17 protein-coding genes are annotated in these 18,119 nt (G+C 74.2%); 12 read left to right on the forward strand and 5 right to left on the reverse strand.

Going from position 1 to position 18,119, the window contains the following annotated elements; translation table 11 throughout:
* The first annotated feature begins 17 nt into the window (after positions 1–17).
* On the forward strand, positions 18–1,940 hold the full coding sequence (locus ACZ58N_RS00960) for a helix-turn-helix domain-containing protein (protein ID WP_471153987.1): 1,923 nt from the start codon (positions 18–20) through the stop codon (positions 1,938–1,940).
* Between the two features lie 339 nt (positions 1,941–2,279).
* Here the strand turns inward: ACZ58N_RS00960 and ACZ58N_RS00965 are convergent, their stop codons facing one another.
* Complete coding sequence (locus tag ACZ58N_RS00965; RefSeq protein ID WP_471153990.1) at positions 2,280–3,572, reverse strand: MFS transporter; 1,293 nt, start codon at positions 3,570–3,572, stop codon at positions 2,280–2,282.
* A 312-nt stretch (positions 3,573–3,884) separates the two neighbouring features.
* Between ACZ58N_RS00965 and ACZ58N_RS00970 the strand changes: the two genes are divergently transcribed.
* The 3 genes from ACZ58N_RS00970 (at position 3,885) to ACZ58N_RS00980 (ending at position 6,982) form a co-directional block, all read left to right on the forward strand.
* The gene (locus ACZ58N_RS00970; RefSeq protein ID WP_471153992.1) at positions 3,885–4,301 is read left to right on the forward strand and encodes a hypothetical protein; all 417 of its coding nucleotides are present in this window, start codon (positions 3,885–3,887) and stop codon (positions 4,299–4,301) included.
* A gap of 285 nt (positions 4,302–4,586) precedes the next feature.
* Positions 4,587–5,678: a PLP-dependent cysteine synthase family protein gene (locus tag ACZ58N_RS00975; RefSeq protein ID WP_471153995.1), complete on the forward strand. Its 1,092-nt coding sequence runs from the start codon at positions 4,587–4,589 to the stop codon at positions 5,676–5,678.
* Entirely contained in the window at positions 5,678–6,982 is a 1,305-nt protein-coding gene (locus ACZ58N_RS00980) for an MDR family MFS transporter (RefSeq protein ID WP_471153996.1), read from the forward strand. The genes ACZ58N_RS00975 and ACZ58N_RS00980 overlap by 1 nt, the downstream gene beginning before the upstream one ends.
* Here the strand turns inward: ACZ58N_RS00980 and ACZ58N_RS00985 are convergent.
* Positions 6,961–7,674 (reverse strand): dioxygenase family protein, encoded by a 714-nt coding sequence (locus tag ACZ58N_RS00985; protein WP_471153998.1) that lies wholly within the window; start codon positions 7,672–7,674, stop codon positions 6,961–6,963. The genes ACZ58N_RS00980 and ACZ58N_RS00985 overlap by 22 nt on opposite strands.
* Before the next feature lie 150 nt (positions 7,675–7,824).
* Complete coding sequence (locus ACZ58N_RS00990) at positions 7,825–9,057, reverse strand: MFS transporter (RefSeq protein ID WP_471154001.1); 1,233 nt, start codon at positions 9,055–9,057, stop codon at positions 7,825–7,827.
* Between the two features lie 72 nt (positions 9,058–9,129).
* Here ACZ58N_RS00990 and ACZ58N_RS00995 point away from each other — a divergent pair, with 72 nt between their 5' ends.
* The 3 genes from ACZ58N_RS00995 (at position 9,130) to ACZ58N_RS01005 (ending at position 11,714) form a co-directional block, all read left to right on the forward strand.
* On the forward strand, positions 9,130–9,885 hold the full coding sequence (locus tag ACZ58N_RS00995; RefSeq protein ID WP_471154003.1) for a DeoR/GlpR family DNA-binding transcription regulator: 756 nt from the start codon (positions 9,130–9,132) through the stop codon (positions 9,883–9,885).
* A gap of 4 nt (positions 9,886–9,889) precedes the next feature.
* A complete protein-coding gene (locus ACZ58N_RS01000) occupies positions 9,890–10,516 on the forward strand; it encodes an HAD family hydrolase (protein WP_471154006.1) in 627 nt (208 codons plus the stop codon).
* A 76-nt stretch (positions 10,517–10,592) separates the two neighbouring features.
* Positions 10,593–11,714: a sulfite oxidase gene (locus ACZ58N_RS01005; RefSeq protein ID WP_471154008.1), complete on the forward strand. Its 1,122-nt coding sequence runs from the start codon at positions 10,593–10,595 to the stop codon at positions 11,712–11,714.
* A gap of 28 nt (positions 11,715–11,742) precedes the next feature.
* Here ACZ58N_RS01005 and ACZ58N_RS01010 read toward each other — a convergent pair whose 3' ends face one another.
* Positions 11,743–12,471: an SOS response-associated peptidase gene (locus ACZ58N_RS01010; RefSeq protein ID WP_471154009.1), complete on the reverse strand. Its 729-nt coding sequence runs from the start codon at positions 12,469–12,471 to the stop codon at positions 11,743–11,745.
* A gap of 234 nt (positions 12,472–12,705) precedes the next feature.
* Here ACZ58N_RS01010 and ACZ58N_RS01015 point away from each other — a divergent pair, with 234 nt between their 5' ends.
* The 5 genes from ACZ58N_RS01015 to ACZ58N_RS01035 all read left to right on the forward strand — a co-directional run bounded on the left by ACZ58N_RS01015 (position 12,706) and on the right by ACZ58N_RS01035 (position 16,911).
* The gene (locus tag ACZ58N_RS01015; protein ID WP_471154012.1) at positions 12,706–13,188 is read left to right on the forward strand and encodes a hypothetical protein; all 483 of its coding nucleotides are present in this window, start codon (positions 12,706–12,708) and stop codon (positions 13,186–13,188) included.
* A gap of 92 nt (positions 13,189–13,280) precedes the next feature.
* Positions 13,281–13,562, forward strand: a complete 282-nt coding sequence (locus ACZ58N_RS01020) for a hypothetical protein (protein WP_471154015.1) — start codon at positions 13,281–13,283, stop codon at positions 13,560–13,562.
* 134 nt (positions 13,563–13,696) lie between these two features.
* A complete protein-coding gene (locus ACZ58N_RS01025) occupies positions 13,697–13,948 on the forward strand; it encodes a hypothetical protein (protein ID WP_471154018.1) in 252 nt (83 codons plus the stop codon).
* A 216-nt stretch (positions 13,949–14,164) separates the two neighbouring features.
* Positions 14,165–14,665 (forward strand): hypothetical protein, encoded by a 501-nt coding sequence (locus tag ACZ58N_RS01030; RefSeq protein WP_471154021.1) that lies wholly within the window; start codon positions 14,165–14,167, stop codon positions 14,663–14,665.
* 173 nt (positions 14,666–14,838) lie between these two features.
* The gene (locus ACZ58N_RS01035; protein WP_471154024.1) at positions 14,839–16,911 is read left to right on the forward strand and encodes a SpoIIE family protein phosphatase; all 2,073 of its coding nucleotides are present in this window, start codon (positions 14,839–14,841) and stop codon (positions 16,909–16,911) included.
* 12 nt (positions 16,912–16,923) lie between these two features.
* Here ACZ58N_RS01035 and ACZ58N_RS01040 read toward each other — a convergent pair whose 3' ends face one another.
* Positions 16,924–18,117: a PP2C family protein-serine/threonine phosphatase gene (locus ACZ58N_RS01040; RefSeq protein WP_471154026.1), complete on the reverse strand. Its 1,194-nt coding sequence runs from the start codon at positions 18,115–18,117 to the stop codon at positions 16,924–16,926.
* Positions 18,118–18,119 lie beyond the last annotated feature (2 nt).

The raw sequence follows: 18,119 nt of genomic DNA on the forward strand, positions 1-18,119 counted from the left end.
CCCGTAAGCTCACCCCCGTGACGAACCCGGACGGCCCGCGGACCCGGGCAGGGGTACGGGACCTGCTCGGGCTGCTGGCGCTCGGTGCTCCCGCCGAGGACCTCGCCCGGCCGGTGGCGGACGCACGTGCCGCCGGCGCTCCCGCCGAGGAGCTCGCCGATCTGGAGGACGCCACGCGCGCGGCACTGGACGTCCACCGCACGCTGGCCCAGCACCGGACCCGCGAGGCGGAGCTGACGGCGTTGTTCGACACCGCGGGCGACCTCGCGGCGCTGCGCGACCTGGACGCCGTACTGCGGGCGATCACCCACCGCGCCAAGCAACTGCTGCACACGGACGTCACGTACCTCTCGCTGAACGACGACGCCGCGGGCGACACCTTCATGCGGGTCACCGACGGTTCGGTGTCGGCCGCTTTCCAGGAGTTGCGGCTCGGCATGGGCGAGGGGTTGGGCGGGCTCGTCGCCCAGACCGCCCGCCCGTACGCCACCGGGGACTACCAGGGCGACCCGCGGTTCCGGCACACGGGTCCGATCGACAGGGCGGTCGGCGAGGAGGAACTGCACGCCATCCTGGGGGTGCCGTTGCGGCTCGGGGCGAAGGTGATCGGGGTCCTGTTCGCCGCCGACCGCAACCCGCGCGAGTTCTCGGCGCGGGAGGTGGCGCTGCTCTCCTCGCTCGCCGACCACGCGGCGATCGCCATCGACGGGGCCCGCCTCCTGGAGGAGACCCGCCGGGCCCTGTCCGAATTGGGCGTCGCCTCCCGCACCATCCAGGAGAACAGCGACGCGCTGCGCCGCGCGGAGGAGGCCCACGACCGGCTCACGGGGCTCGTCCTGCGGGGCGGGGACATCACGGAGGTGGCCGCGGCCATCGGGACGCTCCTCGACGGGGGCACCCTCGTCCACGACGCCGACGGAACGGAACTCGCCCGGTCCCGCTCCGGGGCCCGGCCGGCGCCCGCCGAGGCCGTGACGGCTTCCCGGGCCGACGGTCGGGCCGTCCCCCTGGACGGGACCTGGGTGTGCGCGGTGCTCGCCGGTCCGGAGATCCTGGGCAGCGTCACCCTGACCGGACGCCCCGACCTCGACGCCGCGGGGCGCCGCCTCTTCGAACGGGCGGCCACGGTCGCGGCGTTGTTGCTGCTCCAGCGCCGTTCGGTCGCCGAGACCGAGGACCGGATACGGGGCGAGCTCCTCGGTGACCTGCTCAGCCCCGCGGCTGATCCGGCGGGGCTGGCCGTCCGGGCCCGCCGGCTGGGCGTCGATCTGGCGCGGCCCCAGGCCCTCTTCGTCCTGCACAGCGATGCCGCGCCCCGGCCGCGGCTGCTCGCCGCGGCGGCGCACCAGGCACGTGCGCGGCGGGGGTTGGCGGGCGTCCACCACGACCACGCGGTGCTGCTGGCTCCGTCGGACGCGCCCGGGCCCGATGCCGTGGCCCTCGCCGCAACCCTCGGGCGGGCGGTGGGGGGCCCGGTCACGGTCGGCGCGGCCGGTACGGACGGCGACTGCGCCATGCTGTCGGCGGCGCACGGGGAGGCCCTGCGCTGCTTGTCCGCGCTACGGGCCCTGGGCCGCGCCGGGGACGGCGGCACGCTGGCCGGTCTCGGATTCCTGGGGGTGCTCCTCGGCGAGGGCCCCGACCTGCCCTCCTACGTACGGGCCACGCTCGGTCCCCTGCTGGAGTACGACGAGCGGCGCGGCAGCGATCTCGTGCACACCTTGCGGACCTACTTCGCGGCGGGGATGAGCCAGTCCCGGGCGAAGGACCTGCTGCACGTGCACGTCAACACCGTCGTGCAGCGCCTGGACCGCATCGGTCGACTGCTCGGCGCGGACTGGCAGTCCCCGGACCGGGCCCTGGAGCTCCAGCTCGCGCTCCGGTTGCACCAGGTGTCCGAGCGGGTCGACCGCCAGGAGCCGTTCCGGCGGGCCCCGTAGGCGTTCGGCGCTCGGCGTCCATTGGTGGGCGGCGAAGCCCACCAGGGCGCACGGAGGACGAGGACCGGCACCGGATTCCCGCACGACCGCGCATTGCCGTTCCTGGAATTCCCTCGGCGTGAAAGGGATATTGCTCACCCCCGCGTCGCTCGACCGCAATGCCTCGGATCGATGGGTCCCCTCATCGGTTCCGGGTACGGAGAGGGAGGGCGCGGCGCATTCGAAGGTGTTCGCCCCGCCCGCCGCGGTGTGTGGGCCCCCCGCCGCTTTCCGGTGAATCCGGCGCGCATTCCGGTGGATCGGCCCGGCGCCTCCGCCCGCCCGATCGGCCGTCCGGGGTCAGCGGCGGTCGGGGACCTCCGGGCGGTTCAGCCGGGTGTCCTCGTCCGGCGACGCGCCGGTACGGGCTCCGCGGCGTTGCACGACGAGGACGACGAGGGCGGCGGCCAGGGAGACGAGCCCTCCGACGTAGAGGCCCGAGCGGGCTCCCCAGTGTTCGGCGAGCCAACCCAGCAGGAGCGCCCCGACCGGGGTGGTGCCCTGCATGATCAGGGCGTAGAGGGCCATGACGCGGCCGCGGAACCCGGGATCGCTGCCGAGTTGGACGCGGTGGTTCGTCGCCTGGGCGAAGGTTATCGACGCGAAGCCGGTGGCGGCCAGCAGGACCAGGGCGGTGGCGAAGGTGGGGGCCAGCCCGGTGAGCGTCTCCAGCAGGCCGAAGGCGATGGCGGACGTGACGACCAGGGTGGCGGAGGGCCGGCCCCGCCGGGCGGTGGTGACGAAGGCCGCGAGGAGGGAGCCGGCCGCCAGTGCGCTGGCGAGCAGCCCGAACGCCCGCGAGTCGGCGTGGAACACCGTCTTCGCCAGGAGCGGCAGGGTGAGCTGGAAGTTGAAGCCGAACATGCCGACGACCCCGACGAGCACCATGGGCAGCAGGAGGTCGGGCCGGCCCCGGACGTACGCCAGTCCGTGGGAGACCTTGGCGGCGCCCCGTCGCGGGGCGCCGCCGCGCCGGAGTTCGCCGGGCCGCATGGCGAGCAGGCTGAGGACGGTCGCCAGGTAGCTGACGGCGTTCAGCGCGATGACGGGCCCGGTGCCGAAGGCGCTGATGAGCAGGCCGGCGAGGGCGGGCCCGACGACGCGTGCCGCGTTGAAGTAGGCGGCGCTCAGGGCCGAGGCGTTGGGCAGGAGTTCCGCGCCGACCATCTCGCTGATGAACGAGAGCCGGGTCGGCACCTCCACGGCGTTGACCGTGCCGAGTCCCAGGGCGAAGAGGTAGACGTGCCACAGTTCGGCGCCCGGGAGGAGGACCGCGAGGGCGAACAGCAGGGAGAGGACGCCGGACGCGGCGTTCGCCCAGATGAGGAGCAGGCGCTTGTCGTACCGGTCGGCGAGTCGGCCGCCCGCGAGGGTCAGCAGCAGGACGGGAGTGAACTGCAGGGCGGTGACCAGGCCCAGGGCCGTTCCCGAGTCCCCGGACAGGGACAGCACGAGCCAGTCCTGGGCGACGATCATCATCCAGGTGCAGGTGACGGAGAGGAGTTGGCCGCCGGCGAAGAGCCGGAAGTTGCGGACGGACAGGGCCTCGAAGGTGCGTTTGAGTCGGTTCGCCTGCGCACCGGGGGCGGTCACGGCGGCTCCTCCTTCGATCCGGTCGGGTGCGTGCCGCGCCCGACCGGCAGGCGCCCACGTGCCCGGTCTCGGTCGAACCGTAGCCACGAATGATCATCCACTGTCTTGAAATAGCTTTCCTTGACGTGGAATGGACTTTCTTCTGAACGAATTTAACGTTCGGTTGCCATACCCCTCGACGTAACGGCCGCCACCGGCGCGGCGCGGATCGCCCGGAACGACAATTGACGTCCGTTCACCCTCACGAGGCCTGTTTTCCCATGTCCGAATCGAGATCCACCGTCGGACGGAAGGGAGCGCTAGCATCGCGGCATGGTCACAGACCGCTCGCACGGCATCGCGCGGGCCCGCCGTCCGGCGGGTCTGCTTCGCCTGCTCGCCCTGACCATGCTGCTGATGGGCCTCTTCTGCGCGCACGGCACCGCCGCCCAGGACGGCGCCGTCCACCCGGGCCCCGGCGCGTCCGGCGCGTCGGTGACGCACGCCGTCACCCGCACGGTGCCGTCCGACGCGCCGGTCGGGCCCGCCGAGGGCCACGGCCCCGTGCACCCGGCGCACGAGTGCGCGCCGCTGCCGCCGCACCAGGCGGCCGTGTCGGAGGCCTCCACCACCGCACCCCACACGGACCCCGGATGCGTACGGGCCGGACGTCCGGACCACCGCACCGGGATCGCGCCGGTCGGGGCCGGCCCCGCGCGTCCCGTCACCTCGGCCGTCCTGCGGGTGTAGACGCCCCGCCCGGCCGCACCGCCCGCACGGCCGTGCCCGCGCGTCCCGGCGATCCGCCGACCGCACGGCACCGCCCTGCCCCGCCCTGCCCGCGTTCCTGCGGCCCCATACGGCCGGCGGGCCGCCCTGCCCGACCGTCGGCGGCGGCCGCCGACGTCCCGATCCGGTCCTCCCCACACGGGCTCCGCCGCCCCCGGCCGATCCCGAAGGACCGTTCGTCCGTGGGAAGGACCGACGACTCCCGCACGTGCGACCACCCGGTTCCATCGACCGAGAGCGGAAACGATGCATCCCCCCATCACCGGCCTCACACCTCCCAGCCGAGCCTCCCTGTCCGGGCTGGTCGGCAACACTCCCCTGCTCCGCGTCGGCGACCCCACGTCCCGGACGGACCGCGGGTTCTGGGCGAAGCTCGAAGGCTTCAACCCCGGCGGCATCAAGGACCGCCCCGGCCTGCACATGGTCGAACGGGCCCGCGCCCGGGGCGACCTCGCGCCCCGGGCCAGGATCATCGAGTCCACGAGCGGCACCCTGGGCCTCGGGCTGGCACTGGCCGGCATGGTCCACGGGCATCCCGTCACCCTGGTCACCGACCCCGGCCTGGAGCCCTCCATGACCCGTCTGCTGAACGCGTACGGGGCGCGGGTGGACGTCGTCGCCGAGCCGCACCCCACCGGTGGGTGGCAGCAGGCCCGCCGCGACCGGGTCGCCGAGCTGGCGCGGCGGCATCCGGATTCCTGGTGCCCGGACCAGTACAACAACCCCGACAACACCACCGCGTACACGGGTCTGGCCCTCGAACTGGCCGCCGAACTCGGGCACATCGACGTGCTGGTGTGCAGCGTCGGCACCGGGGGCCACTCGGCGGGCGTCTCCCGCGTCCTGCGCCAGTTGTACCCGGGGTTGCGGCTGGTCGGGGTGGACACCGTGGGCTCAACGATCTTCGGGCAGCCCGCCCGGACCCGGTTGATGCGGGGCCTCGGTTCGAGCATCCATCCGCGCAACGTGGCCTACGAGGAGTTCTCCGAGGTGCACTGGGTGGCTCCGGCGGAAGCGGTGCGGACCTGCCGGCTGCTCGCCGCCTCCCACTACGCGGCGGGCGGCTGGAGCGTCGGCGCGGTCGCCCTGGTCGCCGGCTGGCTGGCCCGCACCCTGCCCCGGAGCTCCCGGATCGCGGCGGTCTTCCCGGACGGACCGCAGCGCTACCTGGGCACGGTGTACGACGACGACTACTGCGCCGCCCACGGCCTGTTGGACGGCCCGCCCGCCACCGAACCCGACACGATCGCCCGCCCGGACGAGCGGGAGGTCACCCGCTGGACCAGGTGCGCGAACGTCGTCGATCCGCTGGCGCCCGCCGGGAAGGAGCGGTCCTGATGCCGGGAATCCTCGCGCAGGTCCGCTCGTACGACCGCTGCGTCCAACTGTTGATGGTCAACCAGTTCACCATCAACCTCGGCTTCTACATGCTCATGCCGTACCTCGCCGCGCACCTGGCGGGTTCCCTGGGGCTCGCGGCGTGGACGGTCGGCCTGATCCTGGGCGTACGCAACCTCAGCCAGCAGGGGATGTTCCTGATCGGTGGGACACTGGCCGATCGCCTCGGCTACAAGCCGATGATCATCGCGGGGTTGGGGCTGCGCGTCGCCGGGTTCGCCACCCTCGGGCTGGTCGGTTCGGTGCCCGCGCTGATCGCGGCCTCGGCGGCCACGGGGCTGGCCGGAGCCCTGTTCAACCCGGCCACCCGGGCGTACCTGGCGGCAGCCTCGGGCGAGCGCCGGGTGGAGGCCTTCGCCCTGTTCAACGTCTTCTACCAGGCGGGCATCCTGCTGGGCCCGCTGGTGGGGATGGTGCTGACGGGCATCGGGTTCCGCGTCACCTGTCTGACGGCGGCGGCCGTGTTCGCCGTCCTGGGCGCCGTGCAGATCCGGGCGCTGCCCGCCCGACGGGGTGACGACGCCGGGGGCCGGGCGGCGGGCCCCCGCGAGAAGGTGCTGGCCCAGTGGCGCGGAATCCTTGCCAACCGGCCGTTCCTGCTGTTCTCGCTGGCCATGATCGGCTCGTACGTCCTGACCTTCCAGGTGTACCTGGCGCTGCCCCTGGAAGTCCGGCGCCTCGGCGGCGACGGCGCCTTCGGTACGGCGTCGGTGGCGGCCCTGTTCGCCGTGTCGGGGCTGAGTACGATCCTCCTCCAGACCCGGGTCACCGCGTGGTGCAAGGCCCGGATGGAGCCCGGCCGCGCGCTCACCTGGGGGCTGCTCACGATGGGCGCGGCCTTCCTGCCGCTGCTGGTCGCCGCGGCGGTGCCCGTGGAGTCGGGCGGTGCGGGGGCGAAGCTGCTGGCCGCGGGGCCACCGGCGGTGGCGGCGCTGATGCTGGCGCTGGGCACGATGATCGCCTACCCCTTCGAGATGGACACCATCGTCCGGCTCTGCGGGGACCGCCTGGTCGCGACGCACTACGGGTTCTACAACACGGTCTGCGGCCTCGGCATCGCCCTCGGCAACCTGCTCACGGGAGCCGCGCTGGACACCGCGCGGGCCGCGGGCCTGTCCGCCCTGCCCTGGCTCGGGCTGTGCGCCCTGGGCCTGGGGTGCGCCGCCTCGGTGTACGCGCTGCAGCGCACCGGGCGCCTGACTCCCGTGCCCCCGGAAGGGGTTCAGGCGATCCCGACGGTGTAGGAGGCCCGGTAGCCCTGACCGTCGGCGAGGGGCTTGAGCGTCATGGCGGCTCCGGACGCCCGGTAGCGGTCGTCGCGCTCGTTGGGGTGCTTCGGGGCCCGCCGGCGGTCGTAGGGGGCGAGCGCGTACGCCCGCAGCAGGAGGTCCTCGGGGAAGAAGAACTGCGAGGTGGTCCCGGCGCCCGCGTCGGGACGCACCTTGAAGTGGATGTGGGGAGCCAGGCCCGCGTACCAGCCGGGCACGATCGTGCGGAACACGGCTCGACCGCCCGCGTCGGTGATCTGGGTGCCCCGCAGGAAGGTGGCCTTGCCGGTCGAGTAGGTGCCGGAGGAGTCGGCCTGCCAGATGTCGACGGCCACGTCCGCGAGGGGCCGGCATCCCGCCGACGTCCGGACCACCGTGAGGTCGAGCCGGAACGGTACGCCGCCCCGGCCCTCGGTGACGTCCGACCGGACCTTGTCGAGGTCGAGGTAGTACGGGCCCTCGCCGGCCTCGGCCGTGAGCACGCACCCGGGGACGGTGGAGCCGGCGGACGGCAGTGCCGCCGCCGCGGCGGGCGTCTGCCGCGTCGCGGACCCTCGGTCCCCGACCGCGCCCGAACAGGCCGCGGTCAGCGCGGCCGCCCCGGCTGTTCCCGCCGCCAGCAGCACGGCGCGACGGCTGGTCCGGGAGGTGTCGTCGTACTCGGCCATGCGAACCCCTCACAGCGTTCCTGGACCGTCGCACGCGGACGGCCGCCCACTGCGCACACCGTGCCGGACGCCGACCGCACGCCCCGGCACCGACACGAACGACCAAGCTTTCAGCCCAGCGGCCCGGCGGACCGGGCCCCGGCCGGTCCGTCAGCCACACGAACGATCGATGCCGGGCTCCGCCAACGGCTCCCGCTCGACGGGCGTCCGGCCACGTTCGGGGCGCGGCCCCCGGAGGGTCCGGGCCGCGAGGGCGGCGACGGCGCACAGCAGCACGGGCAGCAGCAGGGCCAGGTCGAGGGAGAGGAGGTGGGCGAGGGGCCCGATCACGGCGGGCCCGGCGAGCATCCCGAGGTAGCCGAGGCCGGCGACGCGGGCGACGTTGGCGCCGGCGCGGTCCGGGTCCGCGTGTCCGGCCGCGCTGAAGAGCTGCGGGACGGTGCCGGAGAGGCCCGCTCCGAAGAGGGTCCAGCCGACCAGGGCGGGCCCGACCGCGGGCGCGGCAACGGCCAGGGCCAGCCCGGCGGCGGCGAGGGCGCAGCCGTATCGCAGGACGGCGGCGGGTCCGATCCGTGCGGTCAGCCGGTCGGTGAGGAGGCGACCGACGGTCATGGCGGTGGCGAAGGCGGCGTAGGCGAGGGCGGCGGTGGCGGCGGGGGCGCCGAGGGCGTCCCGCAGGTGCAGGGCGCTCCAGTCGTTGGCCACTCCCTCGCACAGCATGAGCATCAGGGCGAGGGCCGCCAGCAGTCCGATCCGCGGGGCGGGGCCCCGACCGGCCCGGGCGGCGGGTTCCGGGCCGGCGGCGGGCCCGGTACGTCCGCCGGCCGCCGGGGGGAGCAGCGCGCGGGCGGCGAGGACGGCGACGGCGATACCGCCGACGGCGGTGGCGACCAGCGCGGCGGTGACGCCGACGCCACGGGCCAGCGCCACGGCTCCGGCCAGGGCGGCGAGGACGCCGCCGACGGAGAAGACCGCGTGGAAGGCGGACATGACGGGCCTGCCGTACGCGCGCTCCACCTGGACGGCGTGGGTGTTCATGCCGACGTCGAGGCAGCCGTTGCCGAAGCCGAGTACGAGCAGGGCCGCGCCCAGGGTCGGGGCGTCGTGGGCCATCGCCGGCAGGACCAGGGCGGCGCTGCACAGAGCGGCGCCGGCGGGTACGGCCGCCCTGGCACCGAACCGGTCGGTGAGCGGGCCGGCCAGCCGCATCCCGGCGAAGGCGCCGCCGCCGAGGACCAGGAGGAGCCAGCCGAGAGTCGCGTGCCCGGTGCCGGTCGCCGCTTCCACCGCGGGGATGTGGACGATCCACATCCCCATGACGAACCCGTTCAGGGCGAAGTAGACGAAGGTGGCCGCTCTGCCGCGGCGCAACACTGTATCCATGCAATCGAACATAACAAACATCAATGATGTTCGATACTTGCCTTTCAAACATCATTGATGTTCACTTCGAGCATGAGTGCAGATCGTCTGAGGCAGATCACCGACGCCGTGCGCGTCAACGGCAGCCGAAGCGTCGCGGAGCTCGCGGAGCTCACCGGCGCCTCCGAAATGACCATCCGGCGCGACCTGGAATCGCTGGCCGAACAAGGGGTGTTGGAGAGGTACCGGGGCGGCGCGCGGAGCCTGCTGCTGCGCGGGGAGGAGATCCCGTTCGCGCTGCGCGTCCGGGACGGCATCGAGGTCAAGCGGCGCATCGCCGCCGAGGTCGCCGCGTTGATCGCGGACGGCGAGTCCGTCGTCCTGGACAGCGGCACCACCTGCCTGGAGGTGGCCGACGCCCTGCGCGACCGCCGACTGACCGTCGTGCCCCTGTCCCTGCACGCCGCCAACACCCTCGCCGACGCGCCCCGGTTGACGCTGCTGCTGCCGGGCGGCGCACCCCGCAGGGGCGAACTCGCCCTGACCGGACCGCTGACCGAGGCCTCCCTGGCCGCGCTGCGCTTCGACACCGCCGTCATCGGCTGCTGCGGTCTGACCGCGGCCGACGGCCTCACCGCCCACGATCTCGCCGACGCCGCCGTCAAACGGGCCGCCATCGGCTCGTCCCGTCGGGTCATCGCCGTGGCGGAAGGGGCGAAACTGTCCCGCACCGCGCTCGCGCACGTCCTGCCCGCCGGGGCATTGCACGCCGTCGTGACCGACGAAACGGCTCCCGAGGACGCGGTGGACGCGCTCACCGCCGCGGGCGTCACCGTACGGAAGGTGTGACGAGGTGTCCTCGACCCTGCTCTTCGACCTCTTCGGGGTCATCGCCCGCCACCAGAGCCCGGAGGGCCGGGAGCGCCTCGCCCGGACGGCGGGAGTGGCCCCGGATCCCTTCTGGGAGGCCTACTGGGCCCTGCGCCCCGACTACGACCGGGGTGACGTCGACGGCCCCGAGTACTGGAGCCGGGTCGCCGGGTCACTCGGTACCCGGTTCGGCGCGGCGACGACCACGCGGCTCGTCGAGGAGGACGTCGCGAGCTGGAGCCTCGTGGACGACCGGATGGTGGACCTGATCGGCGAACTCGCCTCCGCGGGACGGCGCATCGCGCTGCTGTCGAACATCCCCGAGGAACTCGCGGTCCACTACGAACGACACCAGGACTGGTTGGCCCGGTTCGAGGTTCGGGCCTTCTCCTGCCGCATCGGCCACGCCAAGCCCGAACCGGAGGCCTACCGGTGGTGCCTGTCGGCGCTCGGCACGGCACCGGACGACGTCCTCTTCGTGGACGACCGGCAGGAGAACGTCGACGCCGCCCGAGCCCTCGGCATGCGCGGCCACCTCTTCACGGGCCCCGACGCGCTCCTCGCGGCCCCGGCCCTGCGTCGACCCGGGGCGGCCGGGTCCTGCGCCTAGGACCTGGGGCCTCGTACGGTTCGGCCGCAACCGCGACCGGGTGGCCGAGCCCTTTCGAGCGCGCGACCATGGGGGGATGGAGGGCTCCCTCAGCGACGTCAGCACCCCGGGGCGGATCGCGGACGACGGGGAGGACATCAGCGCGCAGGAGCTCGCGTTGGCCGCGCGCAACCACGGGCTACCGCTGGAGGCGCTGCGCTACGACGTCACCCCGGCCGGCCTGCACTACGTACTGGTGCACTACGACATACCACCGGCGGAGGCGGGGACGTGGCGGTTGTCCGTGGGCGGGCTGGTGCGTACTCCTTTGGAGCTGGACCCGGCGACGCTCCGATCCCTGCCCGCGGTCACGCACCGGGTCACGATGGAGTGCGCGGGCAACGGCAGGGCGCGGCTCTCACCGCGGCCCGTGAGCCAGCCGTGGCTGGTCGAGGCGGTGGGCACCGCCGACTGGACGGGCGTCCCGCTGCGGACGGTGCTCGCCGAGGCCGGGGTGCTGCCGGAGGCCGTCGAAGCCGTCTTCACGGGTGCCGACCACGGGGTCGAGCGGGGCGTGGAGCAGGACTACCGGCGCAGTCTGCCGCTGACGGTGGCCACCGGCGAGGACCCGCCCGTGCTGATCGCCCACACGATGAACGGCGGCCCCCTGCCGCCGCAGCACGGGCACCCGCTGCGGCTGGTCGTGCCGGGCTGGTACGGCATGGCGCACGTGAAGTGGCTGCGGGACATCACCTTGACCGACGTCCCGTTCACGGGCTTCCAGCAGAGCGTCGCCTACCGGTACCGGCAAGCGGGCGACCTGCCCGACGACCCCGGCGTACCGGTCACCCGGATCCGGCCGAGGGCCCTGATGGTGCCGCCCGGCTTCCCCGACTTCATGTCACGGGTCCGCGTGGTGCGGCCGGGCACGGTGCGGTTGGAGGGGCGCGCCTGGTCGGGCGCCGGACCCGTCGTGCGGGTCGAGGTGAGCGCCGACGGGGGCACGTCCTGGGTACGGGCCCGGCTGGTGGACGGGGAGCCCGGCGGGTGGGCCTGGCAGGCATGGCACTGCGACTGGACGGCGACGCCCGGCACCCACACCCTCATGGCCCGCGCCACCGACGCCGAAGGACGCGTCCAACCGCTGGAGCAGCCCTGGAACCGCGGCGGGTTCGGCAACAACCTGGTCCAGCACGTGCCGGTGCTGTGCCGCCGCTGACCATGGGCGGGGGCCGGCGCGAGCGGTCCTACGCGTCGACGAGCAGCTCGGGGCCGTTGTTGCGGACGTTGTTCACGGCGGTGGACACCGCGCGGACGTCCAGCCTGCCGCCGGAGGGGGTCGCGAGGAGGGCGCGCAGGGCGTGCGGGTCCTGGTGGGCGGGGTCGAGCCAGGTGTCGAAGTCGACGGGGGCGAGGGCCAGCGGCATGCGGGGGTGGACGCGGCCGGCGGCGTCAGTGGCCTCGGTGGTGATGACGGTGCAGGTCGCCCACCAGGCGGCCGGGTCGTCCGCGTCGGCGACCGCGGGGTCGCGCCAGAACTCGTAGAGGCCGGCCATCGCCATGACCCCGCCGTCCTCGGGACGGATGAAGTACGGCTGCTTGTACGCCTTGGCCCCGTCGGTGGCCGCGACCGGCTGCCATTCGTAGAAGCCGTCGGCGGGCAACAGACAGCGTCGTTTGGCGAACGCCCGCCGGTAGGCGGGCTTCTCCTCGACCGTCTCGACCCTCGCGTTGATCATCCGGGCCCCGTCGGTCGGCGCCTTCGACCAGGACGGCACCAGCCCCCAGCGCAGCGGGCGCAGCTGCCGCTCCAGTACGCCGGTCTCCCGGTCCGCGCGCTCCAGCACCGCCCACACCGGATCGGTCGGGGCGACGTTCCAACTGGGCGGGACCACCAGGTCGGCATCCCGTCGGGTGACGCCGAAGAGGTCGGTCAGGTCCTCGGGGCTGCGGGTGGAGACGTATCGGCCGCACATGCCCCCAGCCTGCCACGGCCGGCACCCCCGCCGCGCGGGCACGGGGTCGATCGGCACCCTGCCGCTGCCGAGCCGCTGTGCCCCCGTGTCCCCGTGTCCCCGGAGGGCGAAGCCGATCACTAGGCTCCACCCCATGACCCGTGACCTCGGATTCACCTGTGCCGGCTGTGCGCGCCTCCCCCCACCCGTGCGGCGAAGGCCGGCGGTGACCTCCGGCGGTCGGCGGGTCGGCGCGTGAACCGTCATGAACCGGCTGCGGCGGAACCGGCGGAGGAACCGGCCGAGCACCTGCGTTTCGCGGCGTACCTCCGCGCGCTGGAGGGGGTCGGCGAGGGCGAGGAGGTCGGCCTGATCGTCGAGGTCCTCACCGACCCGGACCGGGCCATGGCCCGGTCCGCCGTCCTGCGGCACCTGGACCGCCGGGCCACCGAACTCCACACCGGGCCCGGCTACGGGACATGGGTGGCTCCGATCATCGCGGCCGTCGCCGGTGATCCGTTCCTGACCGGGCGGCTGCGGGAGTGGTCCCTCCTCCGTGCCGTCACCTCGGGCCGGCCGTGGTCGGAGGAGGCACTCCTCGACGCCTCCGACTGGTTGCAGCTCAAAGCCGCCGGTACGGCGAGCAGCGGGGCCGCCGGGCTCCTCGCCGAGCACGGTCGCACGAAGCGGATCCGCAACACCGCCCGGGCCGGCCTCAAGCGGCACGGGACGCGCTGAGAGCGAGGCAGGGCGTCGGCCGCGACCGACGAAGGACGAGCGCGGCCGGCCCCGTACGGAGCCGGTCGGCCAAGGGTGAGGAGTGGGTCGGGGTGCTGGTCATCGAGCTGCGGCGGAGGCGTTCGACCTCCCGGACCGGCCGACGGGCGGGGCCGCGTCCCGCGACGGGAATGGTGGAGCGGCTGGTCGTCGACGAGGCCTTCGGGGCGGCGGTGGGGCGCATGGGGCGGCACCGCCTGCCCACCCTGGCCGACGTCGATCCCTACGCGGACACCACCCTGCGCGGCGCCGCGGTGGAGCGGATGGTGCGGGAGCTGACCGCCGCCCTCGATCCCGCCCCGCCCGGCCGACGGACATCGGGGGCGATACGCTGACGACCCTACTGGCCTGGGGCCTGCGCTGCCGCGCGGACGACGACCTGCACATCGCCTTCGTGGGCGACTAGGGCGTGTGGTGAAGGCCCGCCCGCCCGGATGCGGGGGTGGGGGCGCGGCGCGAGGGTGGAGGGATGGAGCACGCCCCGATCGTCGTACACCGCGTCTCTCCGTCCGGGGGCCGTAGGGTGACGCTGCGCACCCCGGAGGGGGAGGCGGTCCTCGGTGTCGCGCACGAGGACCGCGACGTGATCGAGTTCCTGCGCCGTGCGGAGGTGCCCGACCCGGACGACCTCGTGCTCGGCGGGAACCGCACCCTGCTGGAGTGGCAGGGCGACCCCCCGCACGTCTACGAGGCCGAGCCGCTGGCCTCCGACCTGCCCTGACCCCGTCGGCGCGGCAAGCCCTCCGCCTCCTCCGGCCCCCGCCCCCGCCCCGGGCGGCGCTTCCGCACGGCCCGCCCCGGCTGCCGAAATCCGGCCAATAACTGTTGTGCTCATGACATCTCAAGACCCCTGTGGGAATCTCCGTGGCGCACGAGCTCCGCACTCCGCACCGGCCTCGCACCACACCCCCACAAGGACGTGTCAAGGAGGAGCGACATGAAGCACCTCGCGAAACTCGCCGTGACGATGGTGGCCGTCGCGGCCACGGTCGGCGCCGCCACGACCGCCGCGGCGTCCGGCAGCGCCGCCGACCTCAAGGTCGACGGCGTCATCGTCGTCGCGGGCAACACCTGTACGTGGACCAACGCGAGCACCAGCGCCGAACCGCCCGGCGCCCTCACCGTCGACCGCGCCACCATCAACAAGCCCGGCGGCAACCTCGCCTGTGACGGCGGCATCAAGGCCTCCCTCAACAACAACCCGGCGTTCACCTTCGACGACGCCGCCGCGACCGCCCGGGCCGACCTCATCGACATCACCGGGCAGGCGAGCTTCATCACCTGCCGCTACAAGGCGACGAACATCGTCTGGGACCGGGACGGCACCACCCGGAAGTACCTGAACCAGCCCTTCACCGCCACCAAGGCCTCGGGCAGCTTCCTGTGCCCGGGTTCCGTCGCCACCCCGGCCGGCGGCGCCTCCATGCTGTTCCGCTGACCGCTCCCGTTCCCGGGCGACCCCCGCCCCCTCGCCCGGGAACGGGCCCGCCGCGCCCACGCGCTCACCACCACCGCGCCACCCCCGGAACACCCCGCCCGCCACGACCGGCTCGCAGGCCGGCGCACTGGGCCGCAGCATGGAGGCAGACGCCCTGGACGAGGAGGACGGACATGGCCGAGGAGGACTCCCCTCAGCCTGCCGCCGGCCCCCTGGTGGGGGCGGCGACAGCCGGAGGCTTGCTCGACGTCCTCGGTGTGGCCTCCGTGGTCCTGGACGACCAGGGCCGGATCCGACTGTGGAGCCCTCAGGCCGAGACGCTCTTCGGGTACACCGCCGAGGAGGCCCTGGGACAGTACGCGGCGCAGCTTCTGGTCGAGGAGGGCCGGCGCGACGAGGTGCTCGCCCTGTTCGCCCACGTGATGACCGGTGAGGGCGCCTGGGCCGGGTCGTTCCCGATACGGCACCGGGACGGCCGGGTCGTGCTCGTGGAGTTCCGCAACATGCGGCTGGAGGCCGACAACGGCCGGCGGTACGCGCTCGGCCTGGCCTCCGAGCAGGCCACCCTGCGGCGCGTCGAGCGTGACCTGGCCCTTTCGCTGCGTCTGGTCGACCAGTCCCCCATCGGCCTGGCCGTCTTCGACACGAACCTGCGCTACGTGCTCATCAACCCCGCCCTGGAACGGATCAACGGCGTGCCGGCCGACCAGCACCTGGGCCGGCGGATCGGGGAGGTGCTGCCCTTCCTCGGCGCGACGACCATCGAGGCACGGATGCGCCGCGTCATGGAGACCGGCGTTCCGATCCTCGACGAGTTCACCACCGGTCGGCTGCCGGGCAACACCGGCGACGAGCACGCCTGGCTGGTGTCGATCTACCGGCTCGACGACCAGGCCTCCCGGACCATCGGGGTGGCCGTGTCGGTCGTGGACGTCACCGAACAGCACCGCACGGCCGTGTCGGCCGCGCACGCCCGGCGCCGGCTGTCCCTGATCGCGGACGCCTCGGTCCGCATCGGCACCACCCTCGATCTGGACATCACCGCCCGGGAACTGGCCGACGTCGTCGTCCCGGAGGTCGCCGACATCGCCGCCGTCGACGTACTCGACACCATCCTGACCGGAACCCGTCCCGGGGAGGCGCTGCGCGACGGATCCGTACGGTTCCGCGCGCTGGCGCTGAAGTCGGGCTACCGCAATCCGGCCGAGGACGCCGCCGACCCCGTGGGGGAGGTGACGTTGTACGGTCCCGGCCGGTTGGTGACGCGGTGCGTCCGTACCGGCCGGCCGGTGCTGGTGCCGCGGGTGCTCCCCGCGGACCTGCCCCGCATCGCCCGCAACGAGGAGGCCGCCCGTCTGCTGGGCGCGTCCGGGCTGCACTCCTACCTGGCGGTGCCGCTGATCGCCCGCGGGCAGGTACTCGGCGCCCTCGACCTGAAGCGGTCCCGCAACCCGGCGCCCTTCGGCCAGGACGACGTCCTGCTCGCCTCCGAACTCGCCGCGCACGCCGCCGTGTCCATCGACAACGCCCGCTGGTACCAGCGGGAACGGCACACCGCCCTCGCCCTCCAACGCCATCTGCTGCCGCAGGACCCCCGAACCGCCCCGGGCCTGGAGATCGCCTACCGCTATCAGCCGGCCGGCGCGGCGGACGAGACCGGCGGCGACTGGTTCGACGTCGTCCCGCTCCCCGGGGACCGGACCGCCCTGGTCGTCGGCGACGTGATGGGCAGCGGCATCAACGCCGCCGCCACCATGGGGCAACTGCGGGCCACCGCCCGGGCGCTGGCCCGCCTCGGGTTGGAGCCCGGGACGGTCCTCACGCACCTCGACGCCGCGATCGCCGACCTCGGCGAGGCGATGGCCACCTGCGTGTACGGCGTCTACGATCCGCACACCCGGCAGTGCCACATCTCGACGGCCGGGCACCTGCCGCCCGTGCACCTGCGCCCGGGCCGCCATCCGCAGCTGCTGCGCCTGCGCACGGCGGTGCCGCTGGGGGTGGGCGGCGTCCCCTTCCACACCACGAGCGTGACCCTCGGTCCCGGTGACGAGCTGGTCCTCTACACGGACGGCCTCGTCGAGACCCGCGACCAGGACATCGACACCCGGCTGCTGACCCTGACCGACCTGCTGGCGGGCCCGCACCGCCCGCTGGAGGACACCTGCGACCTGTTGCTGTCGGCCCTGCGCCGCCCCGACACCCACGACGACGTCGCCCTCCTGATCGCCCGCGCCCTGCCGTAGGCGGCCGTGCGTTCAGCCGTGCGGGGTGCGGGCCCTGACGCGGGCGGCGAGGACGGCGACGTCGTCCTCCGCGTGCCGCGCGTCCAGTCCGGCGACGACGGCGTCGGCGACCTCGGCCACTCCCCCGCCGGCCGGGATCCGCAGGGCCGTGAGACGGTCCAGGGAGGTCTCGATGTCCTCCCCGCGCCGCTCGACGAGCCCGTCCGTGTAGAGCAGCAGGGTGTCCTCCTCGCCCAGGGGGTGGGCCACGGACTCGTACCCGCCGAGGCCGGTTCCGAGCGGCGGTCCCACCGGGACGTCGACCAGCCGGCCGGTCCCGTCCGCCGCGAACAGCGCCGGCGGCAGGTGCCCGGCGCTGGCGTAGACGGCCGTGCCGCGGGCCGGGTCGACGCGGACGATGAGGCAGGTCGCGGGGCGGCGGGCCTCGTCCTCCGCCACGAGGGAGTCGAGCTGTCGCAGCACCCGGTGCGGGGCCAGGTCGGTGGAGGCGACCTCGCGCAGGGTGGAGCGGTAGGCGTTCATGTCCACGGCGGCGTCGAGGCCGTGCCCCATGACGTCGCCGACCACGAGCAGGGTCCGGCCGAAGTGCAGCCGCACCGTCTCGAACCAGTCGCCACCGACGAGGGCGCTCGTCCCGACGGGCAGGTAGCGGCCCGCGACGAGGAGGTTGGGGTGCGGCCGGCCCGGGTCGGCGACGAGGGCCCGCTGGAGGTTCAGGGCGACGCTCTCGGTGGCGGCGAGGCGCCGCGCGTGGCGGACGTGGACGGCGGCGACCCGGGCGGCGAAGTGCAGCGCGGCGGCCTCGCCGTCGGTGAACCCCGTCCCGGAGCGCACGGCCAGCAGCGTCCCGTACGAGGTCCCGTGCCGGGCGAGCGCCACCGACAGCCCGTGCACCGGGGCCCGCCCGGGCCGCAGGGTCCAGCTGCGCATCGGGTGACCCCCGTCGACGGCCCGGACCTCGGGCCGTACGGCGCGCAGGGGTGCCCGCAGCAGGTGGGCGGCCCCTGCGACGGCGACGCGTTCGGTCGCACCGTCGACCGTCAGGTCGACGGCGGCCGCGTCGCCCAGGGTGCGGAAGACGAACGCGGCCAGTTCGCGGCAGGTGGTGCGTTCGTCGTCGGTCGTGCCGATCGCGTCGAGGGCATCGGTGGGGGCGGGCGGGACGGGGGGTCGGGGGTGCGGGTGGGTGCCGTCGCGTTCCGACACTG

It is taken from the genome of Streptomyces sp. NPDC040432, assembly GCF_055595445.1.